The sequence below is a fragment of the Microbacterium oxydans genome (assembly GCF_000956525.1).
GTDB lineage: Bacteria > Actinomycetota > Actinomycetes > Actinomycetales > Microbacteriaceae > Microbacterium > Microbacterium oxydans_A.
This window is the reverse complement of sequence record NZ_JYIW01000023.1, coordinates 26,534-46,802: the sequence shown is the minus strand read 5'-3', so window position 1 is coordinate 46,802 and position 20,269 is coordinate 26,534. Positions and strand designations below refer to the sequence as shown.

Below are 20,269 nucleotides of genomic sequence, written 5' to 3'. Positions count from 1 at the left end.
GCAGGGGTGCAGGTGGCGCGTGGAGAGGGGCGGCATAAGCTGGGGCCCCGCCCGAAGGAGAGCAGATGACTTCCGTGACCACGCCGGCCGCATCCACGGAACTCGAGGATGCCGAAACCGGCCGCCTCGACGCCGCGATCGCCGACCTGCACGTCGGCGCCCGCACCTGGGCGGCGCTCACGCTCGCGCAGCGGGTCACCCTGCTTCGTGCCGTGCGCACGAGTGTCGCAGCGGCCGCAGAGGACTGGGCGAACACCGCCGCCGCATCGAAGGGGCTCGATGCGCGGCATCCGCTCCGGGGTGAGGAGTGGCTCAGCGGCCCATACAGCGTGCTCGGCGCGCTCGACGCATCCATCGAGACGCTGGCGCGTCTGGCCCGCGGCGCCAACCCGCTCGACGGGATCACGGTCGAGCGCGGCCAGGGCGGCCGCACCCGCGTGCACGCATTCCCGCTGACGGGCATCGACAGCTTCCTGCTCTCCGGATACACCGGCGAGGTCTGGCTCCGACCCGGCGTCACCCCGAACCAGGCGCGAGCCAAGGCGGGCCTCGCCCAGCGCACTCCGACCGAGTCCGGCGGCGTCGGCCTCGTGCTCGGTGCCGGCAACATCACCTCGATCCCGGTGCTCGACGTGCTCTACGAGCTGCTCGCGCACAACCGCACTGCGCTGCTCAAGGTCAATCCGACGCAGGACTCGCTCGTGCCCATCTACAAGCGTGCGTTCGCACCACTGATCGAGCCCGGCTTCGTGCGCATCGTGCGCGGCGGACCGGCCGTCGGCAGCTACCTCACAGGGCATCCGGACATCGCCCACGTGCACATCACCGGCTCAGCGGCGACCTTCGACACGATCGTCTGGGGCGCTTCGACAAGCTCAGCGACCCAGGGGGCGGACTCAGCGACCCAGGGGGCGGGCTCAGCGACCCAGGGGGCAGGCTCAGCGACCCAGGGGGCGGACTCAGCGACCAAGGAGGGAGCAGATGGGCGTCGGCCGCTGCTGCAGAAGCCGATCACGGCGGAGCTGGGTGGCGTCTCGCCGATCATCGTGGTGCCCGGCGAGTGGTCGGCCGCCGACCTCACGTACCACGCGGAGCACATCGCCACGATGCGGCTGCAGAACAGCGGGCACAACTGCATCGCGGGGCAGGTCGTGATCCTGTCCTCCGACTGGGCGCAGGCCGATGCCTTCCGGGCGGAGCTCCGTCGCGCCTACGCCAACGCCCCGGAACGGCCGACCTGGTACCCGGGGGCCCCGGCGCGCGTGCACGGCGCCACCGACGACTACCCCGATGCCCTCGTGCTCGGTGACCGCGTGCTGGTCGAGCTCGACAGCGACGACGACGCCACCGCGCTGCAGAACACCGAGTACTTCGCGCCGGTGCTCGGCGTGGTCACGGTCGCGGGCACCGGACAGGTGTTCCTCGATGCCGCCGTCGCGTACGCCAACGACCGGCTGCAGGGAACGCTCGGCGCGAACCTGCTGATCCACCCGGCCACGGAGCGCTCCCTCGGCGCCGGCTTCGACCGTGCGATCGCCGCGCTCCGGTACGGCTCGATCGCGATCAACGGCTGGACCGCGTTCGGGTTCATCACCCCGACCCTCACCTGGGGCGCGTTCCCCGGCAGCACGATCGAGGATGTCGGCAGCGGGATCGGCGTGGTGCACAACGCGCTCCTGCTCGACGACGTCGAGCGCTCGGTGATCCGCGGACCGTTCCGCCCGCTCCCCCGCTCGCTGCCGATCCTGAACGGCGGTGGCCGATTCACGATCCTGCCGAAGCCGCCGTGGTTCGTCTCAGCACGCACCGGCGCGGTCGTGAGCGAGGGGCTGACGCGGTTCCGTGCGACCGGCGGAGTGCTCGGGCTCATCCGCACGCTGACCAGGGCGCTGCGCGCCTGAGCCCTGCGCGCAGCCCGGCAGTGCTCAGCCCAGCTGGTCCTCGCTGAGCGTGAACGCCTGCGCGCACACGTCGAGACCGTTCTGGAACCCGTTCGCGAACCAGTACTGACGCTGGTCGCTGGAGCCGTGCGTCCAGCTCTCCGGGTTCACCATGCCGGACTGCGCCTGGATGTGGTCGTCGCCGACCGCGGCAGCCGCGTTCAGCGCATCCCGGAGTTCGGCCTCGGTCGGCTTCACCAGGTACGGGTCGCCGTCGGCATCCGTCTGTTCCGAGATCCGCCCGATCCATGCACCCGCGTAGCAGTCGGCCTGCAGCTCCATCCGCACGCCGTTGCTGCCGGGGCCGGTGCCGTTGTTCGGGTAGTCCGCCATGGTGCCGGTGATGTTCTGGATGTGGTGGCCCCACTCATGCCCGACGATGTAGAGCTGGGCGAGGTTGCCGGCGGATGCTCCGAACTGCTGCTGCATGAGGGAGAAGAACGTGGGATCGACGTACACGCCCTCGTCGGGCGGGCAGTAGAACGGACCCACCGCATTCGACGCCGTGCCGCACTGGGTCGAAGTCGCCTGGTCGACGACGACCATCTGCGGCTTGCGGTAGCCCTCGACGTTGTCGGCCCAGAAGGCGTCGAGCGCGACCTGCGCGCCCGCCATGCGGCAGTCGACGTCTTCATTCGCGTCCTGACCGGTCGCGCATCCCTCGATCACCGAGCCGCCGTTCGATCCCGCGTCGCCCGGCTGCGTGCCGCCGCCGAGCAGGGGCGTCAGGTCGATGCCGAGCAGCGGTCCTGCGATCAGTGCGATGATGCCGAGCACGCCGACGGCGCCGCCGCCGGCGATCGCGGCGGTGCGTCCGCGACGACGCGTCGTGTTGCCTGAGAGGTCGGCGTCGGGATTGAAGGTCATGAGACAGAGAGTACTCCGGACCAGGACCCCCGATCGGTCGTAGGCTCGGGGCATGACGACCACGATCACCCTCACCGGTGCCGGCGGACAGATCGGCTACGCCCTGCTCTTCCGGATCGCGGCAGGAGACATGCTCGGCCCAGACGAGAAGGTGCGGCTGCGGCTGCTGGAGATCCCGCAGGGACTCGGCGCCGCGGAGGGTGCGGCCCTCGAGCTGCAGGACGGCGCCTTCGATCTGCTGGAGCACGTGGAGGTGACGGACGACCCGGCGGTGGGCTTCGACGGCACGGACCTCGCCCTCCTCGTCGGCGCGCGGCCCCGCGGCCCCGGCATGGAGCGCGGCGACCTGCTCGCAGCCAACGCGGGGATCTTCGGACCGCAGGGCGCCGCGATCGCGGCGAACGCCGCACCCGGCGTGCGGGTCACCGTGGTCGGCAACCCGGCGAACACGAACGCGCTGATCGCGGCGGCATCCGCTGACGGCGTCCCCGCCGAGCGCTTCAGCGCGCTCACGCGGCTCGACGAGAACCGGGCTCGGGCGCAGCTCGCGCAGATCCTCGGTGCGCCCGTGTCCACGATCAGCCGGGTGCCGATCTGGGGCAATCACTCCGCGACGCAGTTCCCCGACGTCTCGCACGCGACCGTCGGCGGGGCGCCGGTCATGGAGGCACTGCGCGCGTTCGTCGACGACGTGCCGGACTGGCTCGACAGCATCTTCATCCCGCGGGTCGCCAAACGCGGCGCCGAGATCATCCAGGTCCGAGGGTCGTCGTCCGTGGCATCGGCCGCGAACGCGACGATCGAGCACGTGCGCGACTGGGTGCGCGGCACCGACGACTGGACCTCTGCAGCCGTCGCCTCCCATGGCGAGTACGGCGTGCCTGAGGGCCTGATCTCCTCATTCCCGGTGACCTCGGTCGACGGCGAGTGGCGCATCGTCGAAGGCCTCGAGGTCAGTGACTGGGCGCGTCAGCGCATCGATGCCTCGGTGGCGGAGCTGCTCGAGGAGCGCGACACCGTGCGGGGGCTCGGCCTGCTGTGAGATCGCTCGCAGCACGGCTCCGCACAGGGCACAATGGAGACGGAGGTGCGCGATGAGCGAGACGATCGATCCGATGAAGGCGACGGCATCCGTCGATGATGCCCTGACGAGCCCGTTGCACCTGCCGCACGCGGCGGCCGAGTGCCCGAAGTGCTTCACCGAGCTGCAGCAGAATCGCGACTGGTGGCTCGCCCGCCCTGACGGGTCACGGCTGGTCGGTCTCGTGGTCTCCCGCGAGGGCATGCCGTCCGTGGTCGAGCAGCGCGACGACCTGACCCGCTTCGGCGTGCCGATCGCGGGGTTCCGTCACCCGGCACCCGACATCCTCGAGTCCTGGAGCGACCGACTCACGCGCCTCATCTCGACGCTCGGTCGAGGCGACGTGCTCGTCGTCGCGAACATCAACGCGCTGGGTCGGGATGCCGAAGAAGGCGCCCGCACGGTCTCCGACCTCCGCCGCCAGGGCGTGATGGTGAAGGTGCTGAATCACAACGCGCGGCACCTCGCCGACGCGATCCGCTGACCTCGGGTCAGGGCGTCGACTCCCCGTACGGCGCCACGGGGTACTCGGTCGTCGTCGGCTGCGGCTCGATCGGCGTGCCGTCTGCGTTGAAGTACACCGGGCTCCCCTCCTTCGGGAAGTAGAACCGCGGCTGCCACCCCGGTCCCTCGAACGCGGGAAAACGGAGCGACGCCCCCTCGTAGGCGAGCTCGCCGAAGACCATGTCGGAGAGATCGGCCGCGTCACCGGGCATGCACCCAGGGGTCGCCGATGCCGAGATCTGGTTGCGACCAGGACGGATCGTCACGACACCCCGACCGACGTCTCCGCCGGTGCCGATGACATTCACCTCCTGCCGTTCGCCCTCTCCGAACCGGGCCGTCTCGGTCTCCACACCCGCGTCCTCGAAGGCTGACGTCGCGGCAGCGACGACCGCGTCGACGTCGATCTCCTCAGCGGGCTCGAGCACGCGTACCCAGGAGAACGTGTACCCCGAGACCTCGCCTCCGATGCGGCAGGGAATCGGTGTCGCCCCGAACGCTCCCTGATCCACGACCCAGTCACCCTCGTGGATCGCCATGATCACGGAGTGCATGACCGTGGCATAGGCGACGTAGTTCTTCTCCCCGTCGCGATACAGCTCGTCGCCCTCGGGGGCTGTCGCAGAACCGCAGCTCGTCATCGTCATCACCAATCCGACGGCAGCTGCCGCCATCAGTCCGCGCTTCCACTCACCGCGCATCCGTCACCATCCGCTCAGAAGTCGATGAGCGCGTACTCATCACTGATCCACCAGTTGTTCTCGTCCCAGAATCCCTGCGTGCTGCCTTCGCCACCGCGCTCGGTGCCCGGCTGACCGGTCTGGATGATCTCCGACACGTTGTAGAACGACTCGGACCCCGGCTCCAGGTAGGCGCCGGGTCCCAGCGCGTCATGTCCGGTCGCCGAAGGGAGGGTTCCCCCGGAGGCATCCACACCACCATCGCTGTCGAACACGGTCGTCCCGGGCAGGCGCTCCGGGCTGACCGGATGCCCGGGAGCCGTGGCCCTGCCCACCCGCGCGACGGCATCGTCTTCCGAGATCGTGGCGTAGATCTGCGGCGGGCTGCCGTTGGTCAGGTTCTCGACCACGGTGGGATCGTTCGGGAAGCCAGCGGAACCGACGGCGATGAACGAGGTGACGCCGAGCCCGTCGGGCTGCGAGCCGATCGCGAGCGCCGCGGTGGTGGAACCGTACGAATGGGCGATCACGTTGACGTCGGCATCAGGTGACAGCGCTCGAAGCGCGAGCAGGTACGAACGCAATGCCGCTGCGCCGTCTTCCGCACGGTCCATCGACGGCTCCTCGAGGAGCTCCGGCGTGTCGTAGCCGAACCAGACGACCGTCGCGGACCCCTCGCCCACCGAGAGGTTCAACGCCTTCGCGGACTCGCCCCAGGAGAGGAGGTCCTCGACGTTGCCCTTCATCCCCGGGATGAGGGTGTTGATCTCGGAAGCCGTCGACAGATCGCCGTAGGCGAGCGCTGCGGTCACCTGCTCCGAGCCATCCGGATCGAAGCTGATCAGGTTGGGCGCAGGCACCCCACCCGCGTTCAGGGCTCGGACGATCGCTTCGAGCTCGTCGCGGTGCGGCCCCTCCGGCTCGGTTTCGAGGAGCTCGTTCAGTCGCGCGGCGTTGACGGTCGCCCGCACGTCCCAGGGGATGCCGTCGAGGTTGCCGATGATGTCCGGATGGGAATCGATGATCTCCTGCTGCAGCTCAGGGTTCTCCAACCACAGGCGCAGGACGTCCTCCGGGCTGGAGGCAGCGAGGAGTTCGTCGAGCAGGTCGCGCGCTGCAGTGGTCAGCACCGTCCCGCCCCCGCCGGCGAGCTCGGCCAACGCTGCGCCGTATGCGGCATCCCAGTCGCCGTAGTACTTCTCGTACTGGGTCCAGAGCTCGTCGAGTGCGTCCTTCGCGGCGTCGCGGTCGCCGATCGCGTCTGTGACCGCGTCGTTCGTGTCGTCGATCTCGGACTGATCGTCGCCGGACGCCGCCGCCATGGCTGCACGACCGGCGTGATCGGCTGCGAGATTCAGTCGCGACCACTCCGCGTGCGCCGTCTCGATGTCGTCGATGAGGTCGTTCGCCGGTTTCGCGTTGGCGTCGAACGCGTCGGCGTAGCGCTGCATGACGCCGGCGAGCAGCTCGGCCTCGGCGATGTCTGCCGGCAGCAGCGCGGAGAGGTCACTCGCCTCGACCCGCACCGCGGTCACCGCACGACCGAGGCCTGGCAGGTCGTTCGCCGACTGCACCGCGGTCCGCAGATCGCCGAGACGGTCGCCCACCCTGGTGAACAGACTGCTCCAGAACGACATCGATCCGCTGTTGCCCTCGAGACGTTCGAGCGGATAGCCCCGGTTCGGGGAGGTGAGCGCCATCAGCGATCGCCTCCGCTGAGCTCGGCATCGAGCCCGGTGTACTCGCTCGCGATGTCGGAGATCGAGGATGCCAGCGCATCACCGGCCTCGATGCGGTCGTAGGCTGCGTCGTGCAGAGCGGTCAACCGGCGGTGCAGCTCGAGCCGCAGACCGCTGCGCTGCGCAGGATTCTCGACGCCGGTGTCTTCGCCGACGAGGCTCGCGGCCTCCATCAGCACCTCGTACGTCGCCGACGTGAGCGCGCTCGATGCGTCGTTCAACTCGGCGTAGAAGATCTCGACGTCGCTCATCGTTCGCCCCCCCGACGAATGCTGGAACTGTGAAGATGAACGGGGCCGGCGGTCATCCGCCGGCCCCGTTCGAAGCAGTGCTCGGTGTCAGCTGCCGGCGAGCTGCTGGTCGAGGTCCTGGATCGCACGCATCATGCCGAGCAGCGACTCGGACATGTCATTGATGCCATCCACCGCGGTCTTCAGACCCGTGGTCAGCTCCGTGTACCCCTCACCGAACTTGCCGGACGCATGCTGCGTCTTGAAGTCATCGCCGAGCAACGTATCGACCTGACCCTTCAGCGTGTCCAGCTGCCCCTGAATGTCATCACGAGCCTGCGACAGCGACGACGCCACCTGCTCCATCTCTGCATAAGACGCACCGAAATCGGCCATCGTCAACACCTCCGGAAATCAATTGAACCGAACCGCTCCGGCCCGATGACACAACACTACGGAACCCGCGACGACCCTGTCGATGGGCACAACTCCCCATCGATCATCGGCCGCTACCCCTCGGTGACGGCAGCCTGATCCGCGGCCGCGGGAACAGCGGGCTCCTCGGCGAGCTGCTCCCAGGCGAAGGTCGAGATCATGGCGTCGCTGAGCAGCTCGATGCCGTCGAGCACGTCGCCAGGGATGACATCGCCGTCAGGGATCACGATGGTCGACGTGAAGACCAGCGCCTTGCGACGAAGGGTGCCGGGCACCGGGATGATGTAGGTGAGCGTGCGGCCGCCGACACCGTCGATCGCCCTCGCGCCGTCAGGGCGCTTGCTCTCGGCGGACCAGCGCACGATGTGCTTCAGGTTCTCGTCGAGGAAGATCGCGCCCCTGACCCGGAAAGCCTCGGTCACCCAGGCGTCGAGATTCTCGCCGTCGGGGGCATCGAGCGCCGATGCCGTGATCGACAGCGGCAGCAGCTCCTCCATCGGCACGTCTTCCTGCCGGTAGATCGCGAACACCTTGGTGCGGCGCATCCCCTGGTTGGCCTGCGCCATCATGCTGCGGAACTCCGCATCGAGGTCAGGGCGACCGGCCTGCATGAAGATCGCGCTCGCCTTGCGCACGTCCTCCTGCTGACCGGCGTTCGTGGGCAGGTGCGTCTTCCAGCCGGGAGGGAGCACCAGGCGGAACGGGGGGATGCCGAAGCGCAGCTCCACGCCGAGATCGTTCATCTCACTCATCAGGCAGCACTCCTCATGTCGATCGTGCGGTCCCCGATCACGCAGGCACACCGCTCGGCAGGGTGATGCCGGCGATGATCTTGGGGATCTGCTCTTCCATCAGGGCGAAGGGCTCGAGGGTCGAACCCATCGCCTCGATCATGATCGCCCATTCTCCCGTGCGGAGCATCACCGTCCAATTCGCGATCGGTCGAGCCTCGTCGTCGACCTGCACGGCAGAGGTGCGGCGCAGGAGGAAGCCGTTGCCGTGCGTGTCGGTCTCGAAGGCCGCCAGCTCGGATGCGGTCGAGTCGGGGAGCGTGGCGATCTCGCGGAGGATGGCGTCGACGTCGAGATCGTCGACGGACGAGACCGTCACCTCGATCAGCACGTCGCTGTACACGCCCCGCGGCACGAACCACAGCTGCACCGCGGCGTTGCCGACGAGGCCGAGCAGTCCATCTGCCGTGAAGGCGAGCGCTTCGCGGTCACCGTCGGTGATGGCGGATCGCTGGGCGTAGTGGTCGACGGCGGCGGTGACCCATCGGTCTCGGGCGAGTGGTTCCCGCTCGAGCAGCGCCGGCGAGGGGAGCGGGATGTACCACTCCGAGTCGTAGGCGAAGTCCCAGCGGGCGGTCCCCCCGGAGATCGGCAGCGACGTCATCGGAACAGGCCGTTGACGAGGCCCGCCGGCGACAGCCCGCCGGACGGACTGCCGTTGGTGAGTGCCACGCCCTTGTCGGCCCACTTGTAGACGTTGTACGCCTGCTCGAAGAGATCGGGCCCCTTGCCGGTGGCCAGGCTCGCGAGGGCGTCCGGCATCTGGTTGACGAGACGGTTGCCGTATCCGGTGCCCGCCGCGACCGCGTCCTGGAAGGCGACCGTGAACGACCGGTTGGAGCCGCCGAGGAAGCGCTGGCCGAGTCCGGCGAGCGTGAACGGCCCGGTCATGCGCGTCCTGGAGGCGTTCTGCACGAAGCTCGCGAAGTTCGCCTTGCTCATCACGCCCCAACCGCTCTTCGGCGCGGCCGAGATGTTGCGGAGGTTGCGGATCTGGCCGAGCGGGCCGGTGAGCTGCTTCGGGATGGCCTTGAAGAACTTGCCGAATCCCTGGCCGAGTTTGCCGATCGGGAGGATGCCGATGATCGACATCGCGAGATCGCCCCAGCCCTTCCGGCCGTCGAACATCAGCGCCACGGTCAGCGCGAGCGCGATCACGCCGACCACCAGCGCGGCGATCGCGAAGAACGGTCCGCCGATGATGAGTCCGAGCACGGCGATCGCGAGACCGATCCAGCTCACCCACTCCGCGATCACGGCGAGGACGCCGGCGATGTTCTCCCAGGTCGAGTCCTCACCGATCTCGTTGGCGTCGCTCAGCCCCGACACCGCGGTCTCGTAGGCGGTGTGCCAGGTGTCGTACTCGCCGTCGAACGCGTCGAGGTTCTCGGAGTGCGTGGTCTCTGCGGTCGACAGCGTGGATGCGGCGCCGGAGGCCGCATTGGCGAGGTTCGTCCCTGCCGCCGTGTTCGCCGAGGCGGCGTCGGGCTCCGGCGGGTTCAACCGCGTCGACGTGTTGTGCGCCTGCAGCGCCTCGGCAGCATCCGCAGCGTCCGACTGGGCCGCCTGCAGCTCCGTGAGGCTCGCCTGGCAGTCGGCGACGATGGTGCGCATCCGGCTCTGCGCGGTCTCGAGCGCTGTGGCGTAGTTGCTCAGCGTCGTGCCGGCAGGCTTGTACCGGCGACCGGCCTCGTCGAGATCCTTGTGGACATCGCCGACGACGTCCTTGATCTTGTCCATCGCGTAGCCTTCGCCGTCGATGGACCCATCCTTGATGTCCTTCAAGGTCGCGGCGGCACTGACCATGCTGTCGCCGAGCTCCTTGATCTTCGCTCCGCGGTCGGCGATCGCTGCGGCATCACCGGCGACGACCTCGACATCGCGTCCCTTGTCGGTCTGCATGTGCTTCTCCCCCTAGACCGCGGCCGGCTGATTGCCGGCCGCCGGTGCGGACCCTGAACCGGACTGCTCCATCGACGACGCGATCTCGTTGTCCAAGCTGGTGACCTCGTCGACCGTGCCCTTGACACGGTCAGCCACCTCTTTGAGCTTGGTCAGCAGCTTGTCGCGACTGTCGTTCCAGCTGCCCTCGAAGTCGTGGCAGCGGTCCTTCAGCCGACCGTCGCCGTACGGACGACCCACGGCTTCCTCGACGTCGTCCTGCCGCGCACCCGCAGCCTCCAGCTCAGCAACGATCGCCGTGAGCTTCTCGCTGGTGACGCTCAGATCACTGATCGGCACGAGCATTCGATCGCCTGCCATGGCCCCCTCCTTCGTTCCCGGATGCTTCGACGTTACCGGCACGAGCCGAATTCCGGGATGGGGACTACTCCCCATCCCGGCGCGGTGGTCACACCCTCCAGCCGCTGCTCTTGCGCTGCTCGGAATCCTTCACGAACGCCTTCACGCTCTCGGCGTCGCCGCGAACCCCGAGCTCCGTGAGGGCTGCGGCGCCGAGCCCCCGCGAGTGCACCTTCTGCACCGTGGAACGCACGCTCGTGGTCGAGGCACGCGACAGCGGCTCGACGAAGCTGCGCCAACGGCCGAGATCGACCTGCGCGAGCTCGGCGCGGTGGGCACGTGTCAGCCGGCCGAGGCGACGACCGCCCGCCTTGCGCTTGCCGAACGCCTCGGAGCGGAGGTACTCGCCGCGGGACTGGAAGACCTTGGTCTGCTGCTGGGCGACCTCGTCGATCACGTGGGCGACCTCTTCGGCATATGCCGGCATCCCTCGCAGCAGTCGCCGCTCCTCGGCGACCCAGCGCCGCAGCAGCAGCTCCTCGCACTCGTCGCACAAGACCTTCGGCAGCTCCCCGGTGCGGGCGAACCCGCAGTCGCAGACGACCCCTCGCCGAGCAGCGCCGCGGTGCGGACGTCCGCCGAGCTTCTCCCGCAGCAGCGAAGCGCCGACGACACTGCGCCCGAGCTCGTCAGCGAGCAGGCCTTCGCCGCTCCTGCGCTGCATCTCCGCCACGAGCGCCGACCAGCGCTCCTGGTCGGCCGGCCGAATCAGGGCGCGTGCCTCCGCCGCGTACTCGTCGAGCACAGCGGTGATCTCGGCCTCCTGCGCCGCGCTCTTCAGCGCCGACGCCGAGGTGGCGCTCGGCCAGGAAGGGAAGGCGATCCGCGCACTCAACTCCCGCATGCGCGCATCACCCGCCGACACCCAGGTCTCGTGCACGGCCGCCAGCGCGGCGTCCGCGTCGAGAACACCGCGTTCGAACTCGTCGACAGCATCAGACGCACTCATGCTCCCAGCGTAGACGCCGGGACACGGCCGACACACGACGAAGAGGGCCGACCATCATGGTCGACCCTCTTCGTCTGCGACGCCGTGTCAGCTGCCGGCGAGCTGCTGGTCGAGGTCCTGGATCGCACGCATCATGCCGAGCAGCGACTCGGACATGTCGTTGATGCCATCCACCGCGGTCTTCAGACCCGTGGTCAGCTCCGTGTACCCCTCACCGAACTTGCCGGACGCATGCTGCGTCTTGAAGTCATCGCCGAGCAACGTGTCGACCTGACCCTTCAGCGTGTCCAGCTGCCCCTGAATGTCATCACGAGCCTGCGACAGCGACGACGCCACCTGCTCCATCTCTGCATAAGACGCACCGAAATCGGCCATCGTCAACACCTCCGGAAATCAATTGAACCGGACCCCTCCGGCCCGATGACACAACACTACGGAACCTGCGACGACCCTGTCGATGGGGACAACTCCCCACCCCACGACCGCTGTCGTCATGGACGAGGCAGCACGCCCGCAACATCGATCTCGCCGTCATAGGCGAGCCAGGTCAACCACGCCGCCGGTGACAGCGTGCGAGCCTGGGCGATGCTGGATGCGTCGACACCGCCCTCGAGCGCATCGAGTCGCCGCAGCCACTCGGCCGTGCCTGCGGCATCCCGCGTGCCGGATGCCGCAGCCCACTCCGCCTCGCGGCGCATCTCGCGCGCCCCGTCAGTCCGCGACGAGGACGCGCGCGATGACGCAGGACCGACTGCGGCACGGCGTACCAGATCGGTGCGGATCGCCACGCCCACGAGAAGCAGCAGACTGACGGCGGTCATCGGAATCCAGATCGCGAGCCCCTGCGACTCGAAGCCGCGGTCGTCGTCGGTGCCGACCACGAGGCGGTACACGAACATGCCGACGCAGATCAGCCCGACCAGCACGGTCAAGGTCTCTCCGGTGCGCGCACTCTTCGCGTCCGGTACGCGCAGCAGGAGCACGACCAGCACTGCGGGGATCGCGACCAGGCCGGCGACGAACGCCACCGAGAGGGCGAGGCCGGGCTCGGTGAACGCGTTCCTGCGGTCGGCCGGTCCGAGCATCACAGCAGACGTCAGCGCAGCGGCGAGCCCGAGACCGAGCAGAGTCCCCCACACCGCTCGATATGCCGTGCCTGCCTGTGGCCGCTGTGCTCCGCTCACGGGCACCGACGACCTCGGCACACCGGCCTCCGCCACGAATCGCCGCCGGCGGAGGTGCAGATCCCAGAGCCTGCTGAACAACGCGGAGGCTGCCTGCGGATCGGCGGCCCGGACAGCCGCGGCAGCCTCGACACCGACAGCGCGAACGGCGGCATCGTCTCCGGAGAGACGGATCACCGGCTTCACGCGACAGCACCCGCATCGTCGGCGACCCAGGTCACGGTGGATGCCATGGCATCGAAGATCATCTGCACGGCGACAGCGTAGTCGTCATCGTCACGACTGTCCGCACCGACGATGGTGCTGCCCGTCAGCATGAGCACCTTGCGACGTCGCGTTCCTGGAACGGCGATGACGTAGATGCTCTGCGAACGATGGGTCTCCTCGTCGAGGCCTTCCCTCCGGTCGCGCCAGTACACGATGCGCCCCTCTGGGTCGAGCATCTCGGCACCATCGCGGATGCGGGACGTGATCCACGCGTCGAGCGGACCCTCCGGCGAATCGATGTAGGTCGCGATCATCGACAGCGCGAGCGGGTCCTTGCCCGGAGTCCGCTCGGACGGCAGGAACACGTACTTCGCGCCCCCTTCGGAGAGCCCTCGCATCGCGCTCGCGAGCTGCGCGCTGAAGACGCCGTCGAGGTCTGGCCTGCCGGCCCGCGCGAACACCTCTCGTGTCCGTTGCTCGAGCTGTCCGCCCAATTCCGCGGTCACCGCGAAGCTCGCCCACTCCGAGGGCAACAGGATCCTGAATCGTGGGATCTCCGTCGACAGACCCAGCAGCTCTTCACGCAGTGACATGCTCTCCCGTTTCCGCCGACACGACGACGATCCGCTCGATCAGCTCTTCGAACAGCGGCATCCCCAGGCCGAGGTGCGGCAGGCTCGGACTCGTCGCGACCACCTCGAGCAGCGCACCGTCGCGCAGCAGCTCGTACTGGAGCGTGCCGAGCACACCGGCGTCCGGCATCTGCGTGACCGTGGAGATCACCCGACCCGTCGTCAGCGGGTGCTCACCCAGAGGCAGCACCTGTCGCGGCAGCGCCGCCGGTGCGAGTTCGGCGAGATCATCGAGGGTCGCCAGGTCGGTCTCGGCGGCATAGACCGCGACGAGCGCACGCCCCGGCAGACCTTCGGGACAGAACAGCAGGGTGGCGAACGCCGTGGGGTCGGCGCTCGCAGCGACCGACACGAGGGACTCGATCGTCTCCTCGACCTCGCGATCCGGCTCGGACTGCAGGGTGGCGACCTGTTCGCGTGCCCACGCGTGCAGGTCGACATCGGTCGGCACCGGGAGCAGCCAGCGATCGTCGAGATCGACCTCGATACGCCGCATCACGACCATCCGCTCTGTGACCGGTCGTATGCGAAGCCGGTGCCGGCCTTGCCCAGGTTGTCGAGGAAGTCGAGCGCCGCGCTGCTGCCGCCTGACAGCATGTTGCTCATGACCGAGCCGTTCGGCGTGTTCGCGAGGAACGAGTTGAGGTTGCTGGTCGCACGGTTCGACAGCGCGCCGGCAGCATCACCGATCGAGGCCGACCATGCACCGTCGCCACCGCGCAGCAGGCGGCTGAGCATCGACGGAGACTCGAGTCCGTTGAAGAAGTTGCGCATGACCGCCGTGCCGTGACGGTTGACCGCGCCTGCGGCGTGGAAGACCTGCCCCGTGGTGCCGTCGGCGAGCACACCCGTGAGACGGGATCCGCTGCGCCATCCAGCACCGACCACATCGCCGCCCATGCCGAGCAGACCCCGGCCGAGCGTCGAGAGCGTCGGTGCCGCCCTGAGCCCTTTCGCCAGCGCGAAGGCCTTCCCGAAGGGGAAGACACCCACCGCGGCCATCGCGATGTCCCAGCCGTTGCCTCGACCGCAGCTGACCTTCCACACCGTGACAGCGAGCGCGGCAAGGCCGACGATCGCAGCGATCAGGATGAACGGCCCGCCGAGGATGCAGGCCGCGACCGCCAGAACGATTCCGGCGTACGAGAGGATCGTGCCGAGTGTCTCCAACCAGGGCAGCTGGTCGTCCCACCAGGAGTCGTGCACACCGTCGTCGTTCGCGGCCTGGATTCCGGTGCGTGCGCGCTCGTAGGCTTCCCACCACGAGTCATACGTGGTCTCGTACTCGATGGCACGTGCCTTCCACGCGTCGAGGTCTCCTTCGACGTCTGCTGCAGAGGTGCGATCGTCGGCCGACTCGCCCGCTTCGGGTTCGGGCAGCTGCGAGTCGTCCTCGAACTGGCCGGCCGTCGTCTGGTACGCATTCCAGAGGTCTTCGAGGTCGGGGATCAATGTCGACAGCGTCGTCTGCACGTCGTCGAGTGAGCGGGCGTACTCGACGATGTGGGTGCCGCTCGGCTGGTACCGCTCTCCCGCCTTCCGGAGATCGTCCTTGACGTCGGTGACATCGCCCTGCAGGGCGTCCAGGCTCTTGCCTCGGCACTCCGCTCCGAGGTCGATCGTGTCGAGAAGGTCGGCGGCGCCGAGCATCTGGTCGCCGAGGCTCTCGATCTCGATGCCGCGGCGCTCGATCGCAGCGGCATCACCGGTGATCGCGATGATCTCGTAGCCCTTGCCTGCGGTGGGTGTGCGATCCATGTCAGCGTGCCTCCGGCTGTTGCCCGACCTGCGGCGGATTCTCGGTCGTGTCGAGGTTGTTCGCGGCCTCGAGGTCGAAGTCCGTCCACGCCGTGACGAAATCGACGACGCGTTCCTTCGCGCTCTCGAGCTTCGACTTCAAGGTGTCGCGCTTGTCGTTCCAGTCGCTCTCGAACCGTCCGACCTCGCTGCGCAGCGCCGTCTCGCCGTGCGGCGTGCCGATGTCGGACTCCAGCGCATCGCTTCGCGAGGAAGCGTTCTCGAACTCCGCGACGATGTTCCCCAACGACGTGTTCAGCCGTTCCAGCTGCGACATGGGGATGTTGATGTCAGTACCCATGACGTGACCTCCTCGATTTCGAGCGATCCGCTCGGACCTCGTCCAACCCTAGAGAGAAGTGCCCCGGTGTTTCCATGGGCACAACTCCCCATCCCATCGACTACCCCTCGACGAGCGGCAGCTGCACCGTGACCTGGCGCCCGGCCTGCACGAAGATACCCCGACCCTCGGGGAAGTCGGTGCGCTTGACCTTCGGGAACGGCACCTTGAACACCGCATCGCCGTCGAAGGCATCCGGCTTGAGGATTATGCCCTTGCGACCGGCCTTGAAGTCTCCGATGAAGCCGAATCCGCTGGTCACCTGGGTCACATCGGCATCGCCGATCAGCAGGTGGTCGCTGCGGTTGACGGCCTGGAACAGTGCCTTCATCTCGCGCTCAGCAGGGCTGTCGGCGAACTGAGGCACGTCTTCGACCACGATCAGCAATCGGATGCCCATCGTCTCGTCACCCGCGATCTCGGTGATCTCCTTCGCGAGCTCCTTGGCATCCTCCGGGGTCACTGCGCTGCGTGTCCACTCGACGTAGTCCTTGAGCTGTGCACGCCGACCGCCGAAGTGGAAGAGCTTGATCTGCGGGTCGAGACGTCGCATCGAGGTGATGAGAGCCTTGAGCGCGTTGGTCTTGCCCGATGCGGGCGGACCGGCCACGACGAACGTCCCGACGGGGTCGAAGTCGCGAGCGGCGAGCGTGTCCTCTGCGACGCCGAGCACCGGGAACTCGCCGATCCGGTCTGGCAGCTCCCGCAGCGACAGCCGCGTGGGGAGTGCGCCGATCTCCGGCACCTCCCGCGCACCGGCAGCGCGAAGGCTCTCGGCGAGCTGTTCGAGCAGCTTCGTCTGTTCCGCGACGTTCGGCGTACCGCCGAGCGTCGCGATCTGCGTCTCCCGACCGTCGACGATCGCTCGACCAGGAGCGGAACGCTCGTCGAGCACATCCTTCGGCGCGTTCAGCATCGCGTACCCTGACTCGTCGGAGAGCCGGAGCACGACGCGGCGCGACACGTTCGCGCTGACTGCGGTGGGGACGGAGCCCGACCGGTCGGCGCTCGCGATCACGTGCACGCCGAGCGGACGACCCTCGCCGAGGATGCGCATGAAGGTCTGGTAGAACGGCATGCGCGCGGTCGTCGACTCCCACTCGGCGCGGAACTGCGGGAAGCCGTCGATGAGGAAGAGGATGCGTGCCTCGTCCTTGCCGGTGATCTCACGGTACTCGGTGAGGCTCGACGCGTTGGCGGCGCTGAAGCGCTTGCCCCGGTCGTCGAGCACCTTCGCGAGCGAGCGCAGCACCCGCTGCACGCGCTCGGAATCGTCGCCGGAGATGACGGAACCCACATGCGGCAGCACCTCGAGGCTCTTCAGCGACCCCGAACCGAAGTCGAGACCGTACACCTCGACGTTCGAATGGGCGGGGTCGAATCCGGCGGCGATCGCGATGGTCCGCAGCACGGTCGACTTGCCCGAACCGCTCGTGCCGTAGACGAGCAGCGAGCCGTCCTTGTCGGGGTGGAAGTACGCCGGCTCCTGCAGCTGTCGCTCGGGCACATCCATCTTGCCGAGCAGTACCTGACCGTCGCCGAGGACTGGAAGGTCACGGATGTCGACCGCACCCTCGAGATCATCGAGCCACGGCCGACGCGGCGCGGGGATGCGGGCCTGGCGTGCAGCCGTCACGAGCGTCGCGACGATGCGCTTCTGGTCGTTGGGTCCGAGGTCCTCGTCGTGCGAATCGGACTCCGGCGCCTGCTCGGCCTCCCACGTCTGGATCGAACCGAAGCGGAGCTCGGCGACCTTGACCTCGGCGACCTGCTCCTCGTCGTTCGTCCATCCGCCGGCGTACGCCGACTGGAACGGCACGAGTCGTCCCGGTCCGGTCTTCGCGATGCCGCGACCGGGCAGCGACGGCGAGAAGGTGGCGGCCACCGGATCGTCGACGACGTCCTTCGAATCGGACTCGTCCGCCATGCGCAGCGCGACGCGGAGGTTCGTGTTCGCACGCAGGTTGTCCTTGATCACACCGGCAGGACGCTGCGTCGCCATGATCAGGTGGATGCCGAGCGAGCGGCCGCGCTGGGCGATGTCGACGACGCCGTCGACGAACTCAGGGACCTCGCCGGCGAGCGCGGCGAACTCGTCGATCACGAGCACGAGCGCCGGCGGCGTCTCCGGGTCGCGCCGCTTCTCGAGCTCGAGCAGGTCCTTCGCCTTCTTGCGATTGAAGAGATGCTCGCGATGATGCAGCTCTGCGCGCAGGCTCGTGAGCGCGCGTCTGACCAGGTGCGGGCTGAGGTCGGTGACGAGTCCGACCGTGTGCGGCAGATCGACGCAGTCGGCGAACGCGGAACCGCCCTTGTAGTCGACGAACAGGAACGTCACGCGGTCGGGGCTGTGGGCCGCAGCCATGCCGAGCACCCACGCCTGCAGGAACTCGCTCTTGCCGGCTCCGGTGGTACCGCCGACGAGGGCATGCGGGCCCTGCAGGCGCAGATCGAGGGTCATCGCATCCGTCTGCGACTGCCCGATGATCGCGCGCAGGTTGCCGGCCTTCTTGAGCCGTGACTGCGGTGCGCCCGAACGGTCGATGATCGTGTTGTTCTGACGCCACCGGTCGATGACGGCGTTCGCGTCCTCCGCGATCTCGGTGCCGACGAGCGAGAGGAAGCTGACGGAGTTCGGGATGTCGGAGGAGTCCTCGATCACGGTGCTGGAGTCGACGACAGGCGCGAGGCGCTTGGCGAACATCATCATGTACGCGTGCGAGACGCCCTCGACGCGCACGCCGCGGTAGTCGACGCCGCTGCGGACGGTGCCGACGACCGCGTCGTCGAGTCCGGCACCGACGTCGACGAAGGTGCGACAGGCCGCCGGCAGCGCCTCGACCACCGGCGCGACGAAGAGCGCGTACACGCCGACATCGGCGCCGCGCTCGAGGATCTGCGTCAACCTTGCGCGGTCGACCGGTGCATCGTTGGTCACGATCACCACGACGGCGGTCTGACCGGGGAACGTGGCGTCCTCGGCCGCGCGCTTCACGTCGGTGCCGTAGCGCATCGGGTCCCAGTCGGCGCCGTACGGCGGCCGAGCCGACTTCGATTCGCGCGAGCGCCGGAGCACGATCTCCTCGAGACCGCTGAGCAGCGCGTTGCCGGTGGAGGCGGAGTCGGCCAGCGGCATGTCCTTGAACGGGTTGCGCTCGCTCGACGTGTGCGGCAGCCACTTGAGCCAGTCGAGCTCGTTCGCCCAACCGGGCTCGGTGAGCGCCACCGTGACGAGTTCGTTCGGGGAGTGCGTGCCGAACAGCTGCACGGCGATCCCGCGGAGGGCGTCGCTCGCGAGCGAGGTCGGACCGGCGACGCCGATCGACCCGACGCTCTGCAGCGACTCGAGGATCGGGACGTCGGTGATCATCCGATACCGCTCCTCGAGGCGGTCGACGCGCTCGACGTACTCGACCAGCGCCTCCGGGGTCTCCGTGCGCTTGATGTGCGTCCTGGCGACGTCATCGCACACGCCGAGCCGCACGGACAGGAAGTTCCAGTGCTCAGGGCGGCGCGTCCACAGGAGCGGACCGAGGCGCATGGCCTCGTCGAACACGACGGCGACCGCCGGCACCTCGTTCTGCCGCACCTCCCGCTCCTTCGGGTGCGAGTGGTACAGCTTCTCCTCGAGGCGCTCGAACTGCTCCTCGAACGACTCGACCTCCTTGCGGCGGCGCTGCCCGATGTTCGTCTTCTGCGAGATGAAGTTTCCGAACATCATCATGGGCGAGGCCGCGGCCATGAGCAGCGACGCCGGTCGGCCGGTCAGGCTGAACATGGTCATCGCGAGCAGGATGGGCGCCACCAGCATCGGCCAGGGGAACAGCCGAGATGCCTGATCACGCGGATACCGCGGCTCATCGAGCTCCTGGCCGCTGAACCGCTCCTCGACCCTGGGGCTGCGGTTGAACATGAGGGCGCCGCCGCGCTCGAGCACCGGGTCGCCGTCGGCCGAGCCGTCGAAGTCGCTGACCAGGTGCATCACGAACTCGCAGTCGCCGAGCATGAACCGCTGGCCGGGGATGACCCTGAGACGCTGCACGAGACCGCCGTCGACGAGGATGCCGTTGGCGGAGTTCAGGTCGACGAGTTCGACGAAGGTGGGCGCGACCTCGATCCTGGCGTGCCGCTTCGACACGAGGGGATCGTGGACGGTCACGTCGTTCGCGGCATCCCGTCCGATCAGGAAATGCCCGATCGGCAGCGGGAACTCCTGGCCGGCGGCAGGACCGGACACGACGCTCAGGACGGCGGCCGGGCGCGCGCCGAGTGTGCCGACGGACGCACGGTTCGGGCCGACGTTGATCACCTCGGCGAGGAACCCGGATCCGATGGGGGCATCGCCGACGAGCAGGTCGGGGTTGAGCATGGTGGTCTGGTCGCTCGTCGGGGGCGCCACCGACAGCGTGAGCACATCAGCGGGCGCCGCCGCGATGCTGCGCAGCGGATCGGTCGACGCGATCTGGCGTGCGACATCGGCGATCGTGGCCGTCGAATCGGCCATCACCACCACATCGGTCAACGGAGCCGCGGGGCGACGCAGGGTCAGCTTGACTCTCATCGTGCATCCTCACCGCGCCGGAGGCGCGTGT

The 20,269-nt window shown here is 68.4% G+C and carries 20 protein-coding genes; 3 read left to right on the top strand and 17 right to left on the bottom strand.

Translation table 11 applies throughout. The features are described from left to right. Nucleotides 1–65 precede the first annotated feature (65 nt). Complete coding sequence (locus RS83_RS07615) at nucleotides 66–1,901, top strand: aldehyde dehydrogenase family protein (RefSeq protein WP_045278935.1); 1,836 nt, start codon at nucleotides 66–68, stop codon at nucleotides 1,899–1,901. A 24-nt stretch (nucleotides 1,902–1,925) separates the two neighbouring features. On the opposite strand, the gene RS83_RS07610 is transcribed toward RS83_RS07615, so the two are convergent. Next, the gene (locus tag RS83_RS07610; protein WP_045278934.1) at nucleotides 1,926–2,807 is read right to left on the bottom strand and encodes a neutral zinc metallopeptidase; all 882 of its coding nucleotides are present in this window, start codon (nucleotides 2,805–2,807) and stop codon (nucleotides 1,926–1,928) included. 52 nt (nucleotides 2,808–2,859) lie between these two features. Between RS83_RS07610 and RS83_RS07605 the strand changes: the two genes are divergently transcribed. Both RS83_RS07605 and RS83_RS07600 read left to right on the top strand, forming a co-directional pair. Then, on the top strand, nucleotides 2,860–3,849 hold the full coding sequence (locus RS83_RS07605; RefSeq protein ID WP_045278933.1) for a malate dehydrogenase: 990 nt from the start codon (nucleotides 2,860–2,862) through the stop codon (nucleotides 3,847–3,849). 52 nt (nucleotides 3,850–3,901) lie between these two features. Continuing rightward, a complete protein-coding gene (locus RS83_RS07600; RefSeq protein ID WP_052678953.1) occupies nucleotides 3,902–4,372 on the top strand; it encodes a recombinase family protein in 471 nt (156 codons plus the stop codon). Nucleotides 4,373–4,379: 7 nt separating this feature from the next. Here RS83_RS07600 and RS83_RS07595 read toward each other — a convergent pair whose 3' ends face one another. The 16 genes from RS83_RS07595 to RS83_RS07520 form a co-directional block, all read right to left on the bottom strand. Next, a complete protein-coding gene (locus RS83_RS07595; RefSeq protein WP_045278932.1) occupies nucleotides 4,380–5,093 on the bottom strand; it encodes a hypothetical protein in 714 nt (237 codons plus the stop codon). Nucleotides 5,094–5,107: 14 nt separating this feature from the next. After that, on the bottom strand, nucleotides 5,108–6,772 hold the full coding sequence (locus RS83_RS07590) for an alpha/beta hydrolase (RefSeq protein ID WP_045278931.1): 1,665 nt from the start codon (nucleotides 6,770–6,772) through the stop codon (nucleotides 5,108–5,110). Next, nucleotides 6,772–7,062 carry a hypothetical protein gene (locus tag RS83_RS07585; RefSeq protein ID WP_045278930.1) on the bottom strand — a complete coding sequence of 97 codons (291 nt, stop codon included), beginning with the start codon at nucleotides 7,060–7,062 and terminating at the stop codon, nucleotides 6,772–6,774. The genes RS83_RS07590 and RS83_RS07585 overlap by 1 nt, the downstream gene beginning before the upstream one ends. A gap of 87 nt (nucleotides 7,063–7,149) precedes the next feature. Then, nucleotides 7,150–7,437: a WXG100 family type VII secretion target gene (locus RS83_RS07580; protein WP_052678951.1), complete on the bottom strand. Its 288-nt coding sequence runs from the start codon at nucleotides 7,435–7,437 to the stop codon at nucleotides 7,150–7,152. A gap of 113 nt (nucleotides 7,438–7,550) precedes the next feature. Next, nucleotides 7,551–8,228 carry a hypothetical protein gene (locus RS83_RS07575; protein ID WP_045278929.1) on the bottom strand — a complete coding sequence of 226 codons (678 nt, stop codon included), beginning with the start codon at nucleotides 8,226–8,228 and terminating at the stop codon, nucleotides 7,551–7,553. A 37-nt stretch (nucleotides 8,229–8,265) separates the two neighbouring features. Then, nucleotides 8,266–8,871: a hypothetical protein gene (locus RS83_RS07570; RefSeq protein ID WP_045278928.1), complete on the bottom strand. Its 606-nt coding sequence runs from the start codon at nucleotides 8,869–8,871 to the stop codon at nucleotides 8,266–8,268. Beyond that, nucleotides 8,868–10,169: a hypothetical protein gene (locus RS83_RS07565; protein ID WP_045278927.1), complete on the bottom strand. Its 1,302-nt coding sequence runs from the start codon at nucleotides 10,167–10,169 to the stop codon at nucleotides 8,868–8,870. Before RS83_RS07565 ends, RS83_RS07570 begins: the two co-directional genes overlap by 4 nt. A gap of 12 nt (nucleotides 10,170–10,181) precedes the next feature. Continuing rightward, nucleotides 10,182–10,529, bottom strand: a complete 348-nt coding sequence (locus RS83_RS07560; protein ID WP_045278926.1) for a hypothetical protein — start codon at nucleotides 10,527–10,529, stop codon at nucleotides 10,182–10,184. Nucleotides 10,530–10,617: 88 nt separating this feature from the next. Then, nucleotides 10,618–11,517: a hypothetical protein gene (locus RS83_RS07555; protein WP_045278925.1), complete on the bottom strand. Its 900-nt coding sequence runs from the start codon at nucleotides 11,515–11,517 to the stop codon at nucleotides 10,618–10,620. Nucleotides 11,518–11,604: 87 nt separating this feature from the next. Beyond that, on the bottom strand, nucleotides 11,605–11,892 hold the full coding sequence (locus RS83_RS07550) for a WXG100 family type VII secretion target (protein ID WP_052678951.1): 288 nt from the start codon (nucleotides 11,890–11,892) through the stop codon (nucleotides 11,605–11,607). Between the two features lie 116 nt (nucleotides 11,893–12,008). After that, nucleotides 12,009–12,878: a hypothetical protein gene (locus RS83_RS07545; RefSeq protein ID WP_156153149.1), complete on the bottom strand. Its 870-nt coding sequence runs from the start codon at nucleotides 12,876–12,878 to the stop codon at nucleotides 12,009–12,011. A gap of 5 nt (nucleotides 12,879–12,883) precedes the next feature. After that, entirely contained in the window at nucleotides 12,884–13,501 is a 618-nt protein-coding gene (locus tag RS83_RS07540; RefSeq protein ID WP_045278922.1) for a hypothetical protein, read from the bottom strand. Continuing rightward, nucleotides 13,488–14,036: a hypothetical protein gene (locus tag RS83_RS07535; protein WP_156153148.1), complete on the bottom strand. Its 549-nt coding sequence runs from the start codon at nucleotides 14,034–14,036 to the stop codon at nucleotides 13,488–13,490. The genes RS83_RS07540 and RS83_RS07535 overlap by 14 nt, the downstream gene beginning before the upstream one ends. Then, entirely contained in the window at nucleotides 14,036–15,298 is a 1,263-nt protein-coding gene (locus RS83_RS07530) for a hypothetical protein (RefSeq protein WP_045278920.1), read from the bottom strand. Before RS83_RS07530 ends, RS83_RS07535 begins: the two co-directional genes overlap by 1 nt. Before the next feature lies 1 nt (nucleotide 15,299). After that, nucleotides 15,300–15,638 carry a hypothetical protein gene (locus RS83_RS07525; RefSeq protein ID WP_045278919.1) on the bottom strand — a complete coding sequence of 113 codons (339 nt, stop codon included), beginning with the start codon at nucleotides 15,636–15,638 and terminating at the stop codon, nucleotides 15,300–15,302. 100 nt (nucleotides 15,639–15,738) lie between these two features. After that, nucleotides 15,739–20,238, bottom strand: a complete 4,500-nt coding sequence (locus RS83_RS07520) for an FtsK/SpoIIIE domain-containing protein (protein ID WP_045278918.1) — start codon at nucleotides 20,236–20,238, stop codon at nucleotides 15,739–15,741. Nucleotides 20,239–20,269 lie beyond the last annotated feature (31 nt).

Coding starts and splice junctions, on each gene's coding strand:
- RS83_RS07615 (WP_045278935.1), top strand. CDS start 66: ATGACTTCCGTGACCACGCCGGCCGCATCCACGGAACTCGAGGATGCC.
- RS83_RS07610 (WP_045278934.1), bottom strand. CDS start 2,807: ATGACCTTCAATCCCGACGCCGACCTCTCAGGCAACACGACGCGTCGT.
- RS83_RS07605 (WP_045278933.1), top strand. CDS start 2,860: ATGACGACCACGATCACCCTCACCGGTGCCGGCGGACAGATCGGCTAC.
- RS83_RS07600 (WP_052678953.1), top strand. CDS start 3,902: ATGAGCGAGACGATCGATCCGATGAAGGCGACGGCATCCGTCGATGAT.
- RS83_RS07595 (WP_045278932.1), bottom strand. CDS start 5,093: ATGCGCGGTGAGTGGAAGCGCGGACTGATGGCGGCAGCTGCCGTCGGA.
- RS83_RS07590 (WP_045278931.1), bottom strand. CDS start 6,772: ATGGCGCTCACCTCCCCGAACCGGGGCTATCCGCTCGAACGTCTCGAG.
- RS83_RS07585 (WP_045278930.1), bottom strand. CDS start 7,062: ATGAGCGACGTCGAGATCTTCTACGCCGAGTTGAACGACGCATCGAGC.
- RS83_RS07580 (WP_052678951.1), bottom strand. CDS start 7,437: ATGGCCGATTTCGGTGCGTCTTATGCAGAGATGGAGCAGGTGGCGTCG.
- RS83_RS07575 (WP_045278929.1), bottom strand. CDS start 8,228: ATGAGTGAGATGAACGATCTCGGCGTGGAGCTGCGCTTCGGCATCCCC.
- RS83_RS07570 (WP_045278928.1), bottom strand. CDS start 8,871: ATGACGTCGCTGCCGATCTCCGGGGGGACCGCCCGCTGGGACTTCGCC.
- RS83_RS07565 (WP_045278927.1), bottom strand. CDS start 10,169: ATGCAGACCGACAAGGGACGCGATGTCGAGGTCGTCGCCGGTGATGCC.
- RS83_RS07560 (WP_045278926.1), bottom strand. CDS start 10,529: ATGGCAGGCGATCGAATGCTCGTGCCGATCAGTGATCTGAGCGTCACC.
- RS83_RS07555 (WP_045278925.1), bottom strand. CDS start 11,517: ATGAGTGCGTCTGATGCTGTCGACGAGTTCGAACGCGGTGTTCTCGAC.
- RS83_RS07550 (WP_052678951.1), bottom strand. CDS start 11,892: ATGGCCGATTTCGGTGCGTCTTATGCAGAGATGGAGCAGGTGGCGTCG.
- RS83_RS07540 (WP_045278922.1), bottom strand. CDS start 13,501: ATGTCACTGCGTGAAGAGCTGCTGGGTCTGTCGACGGAGATCCCACGA.
- RS83_RS07535 (WP_156153148.1), bottom strand. CDS start 14,036: ATGCGGCGTATCGAGGTCGATCTCGACGATCGCTGGCTGCTCCCGGTG.
- RS83_RS07530 (WP_045278920.1), bottom strand. CDS start 15,298: ATGGATCGCACACCCACCGCAGGCAAGGGCTACGAGATCATCGCGATC.
- RS83_RS07525 (WP_045278919.1), bottom strand. CDS start 15,638: ATGGGTACTGACATCAACATCCCCATGTCGCAGCTGGAACGGCTGAAC.
- RS83_RS07520 (WP_045278918.1), bottom strand. CDS start 20,238: ATGAGAGTCAAGCTGACCCTGCGTCGCCCCGCGGCTCCGTTGACCGAT.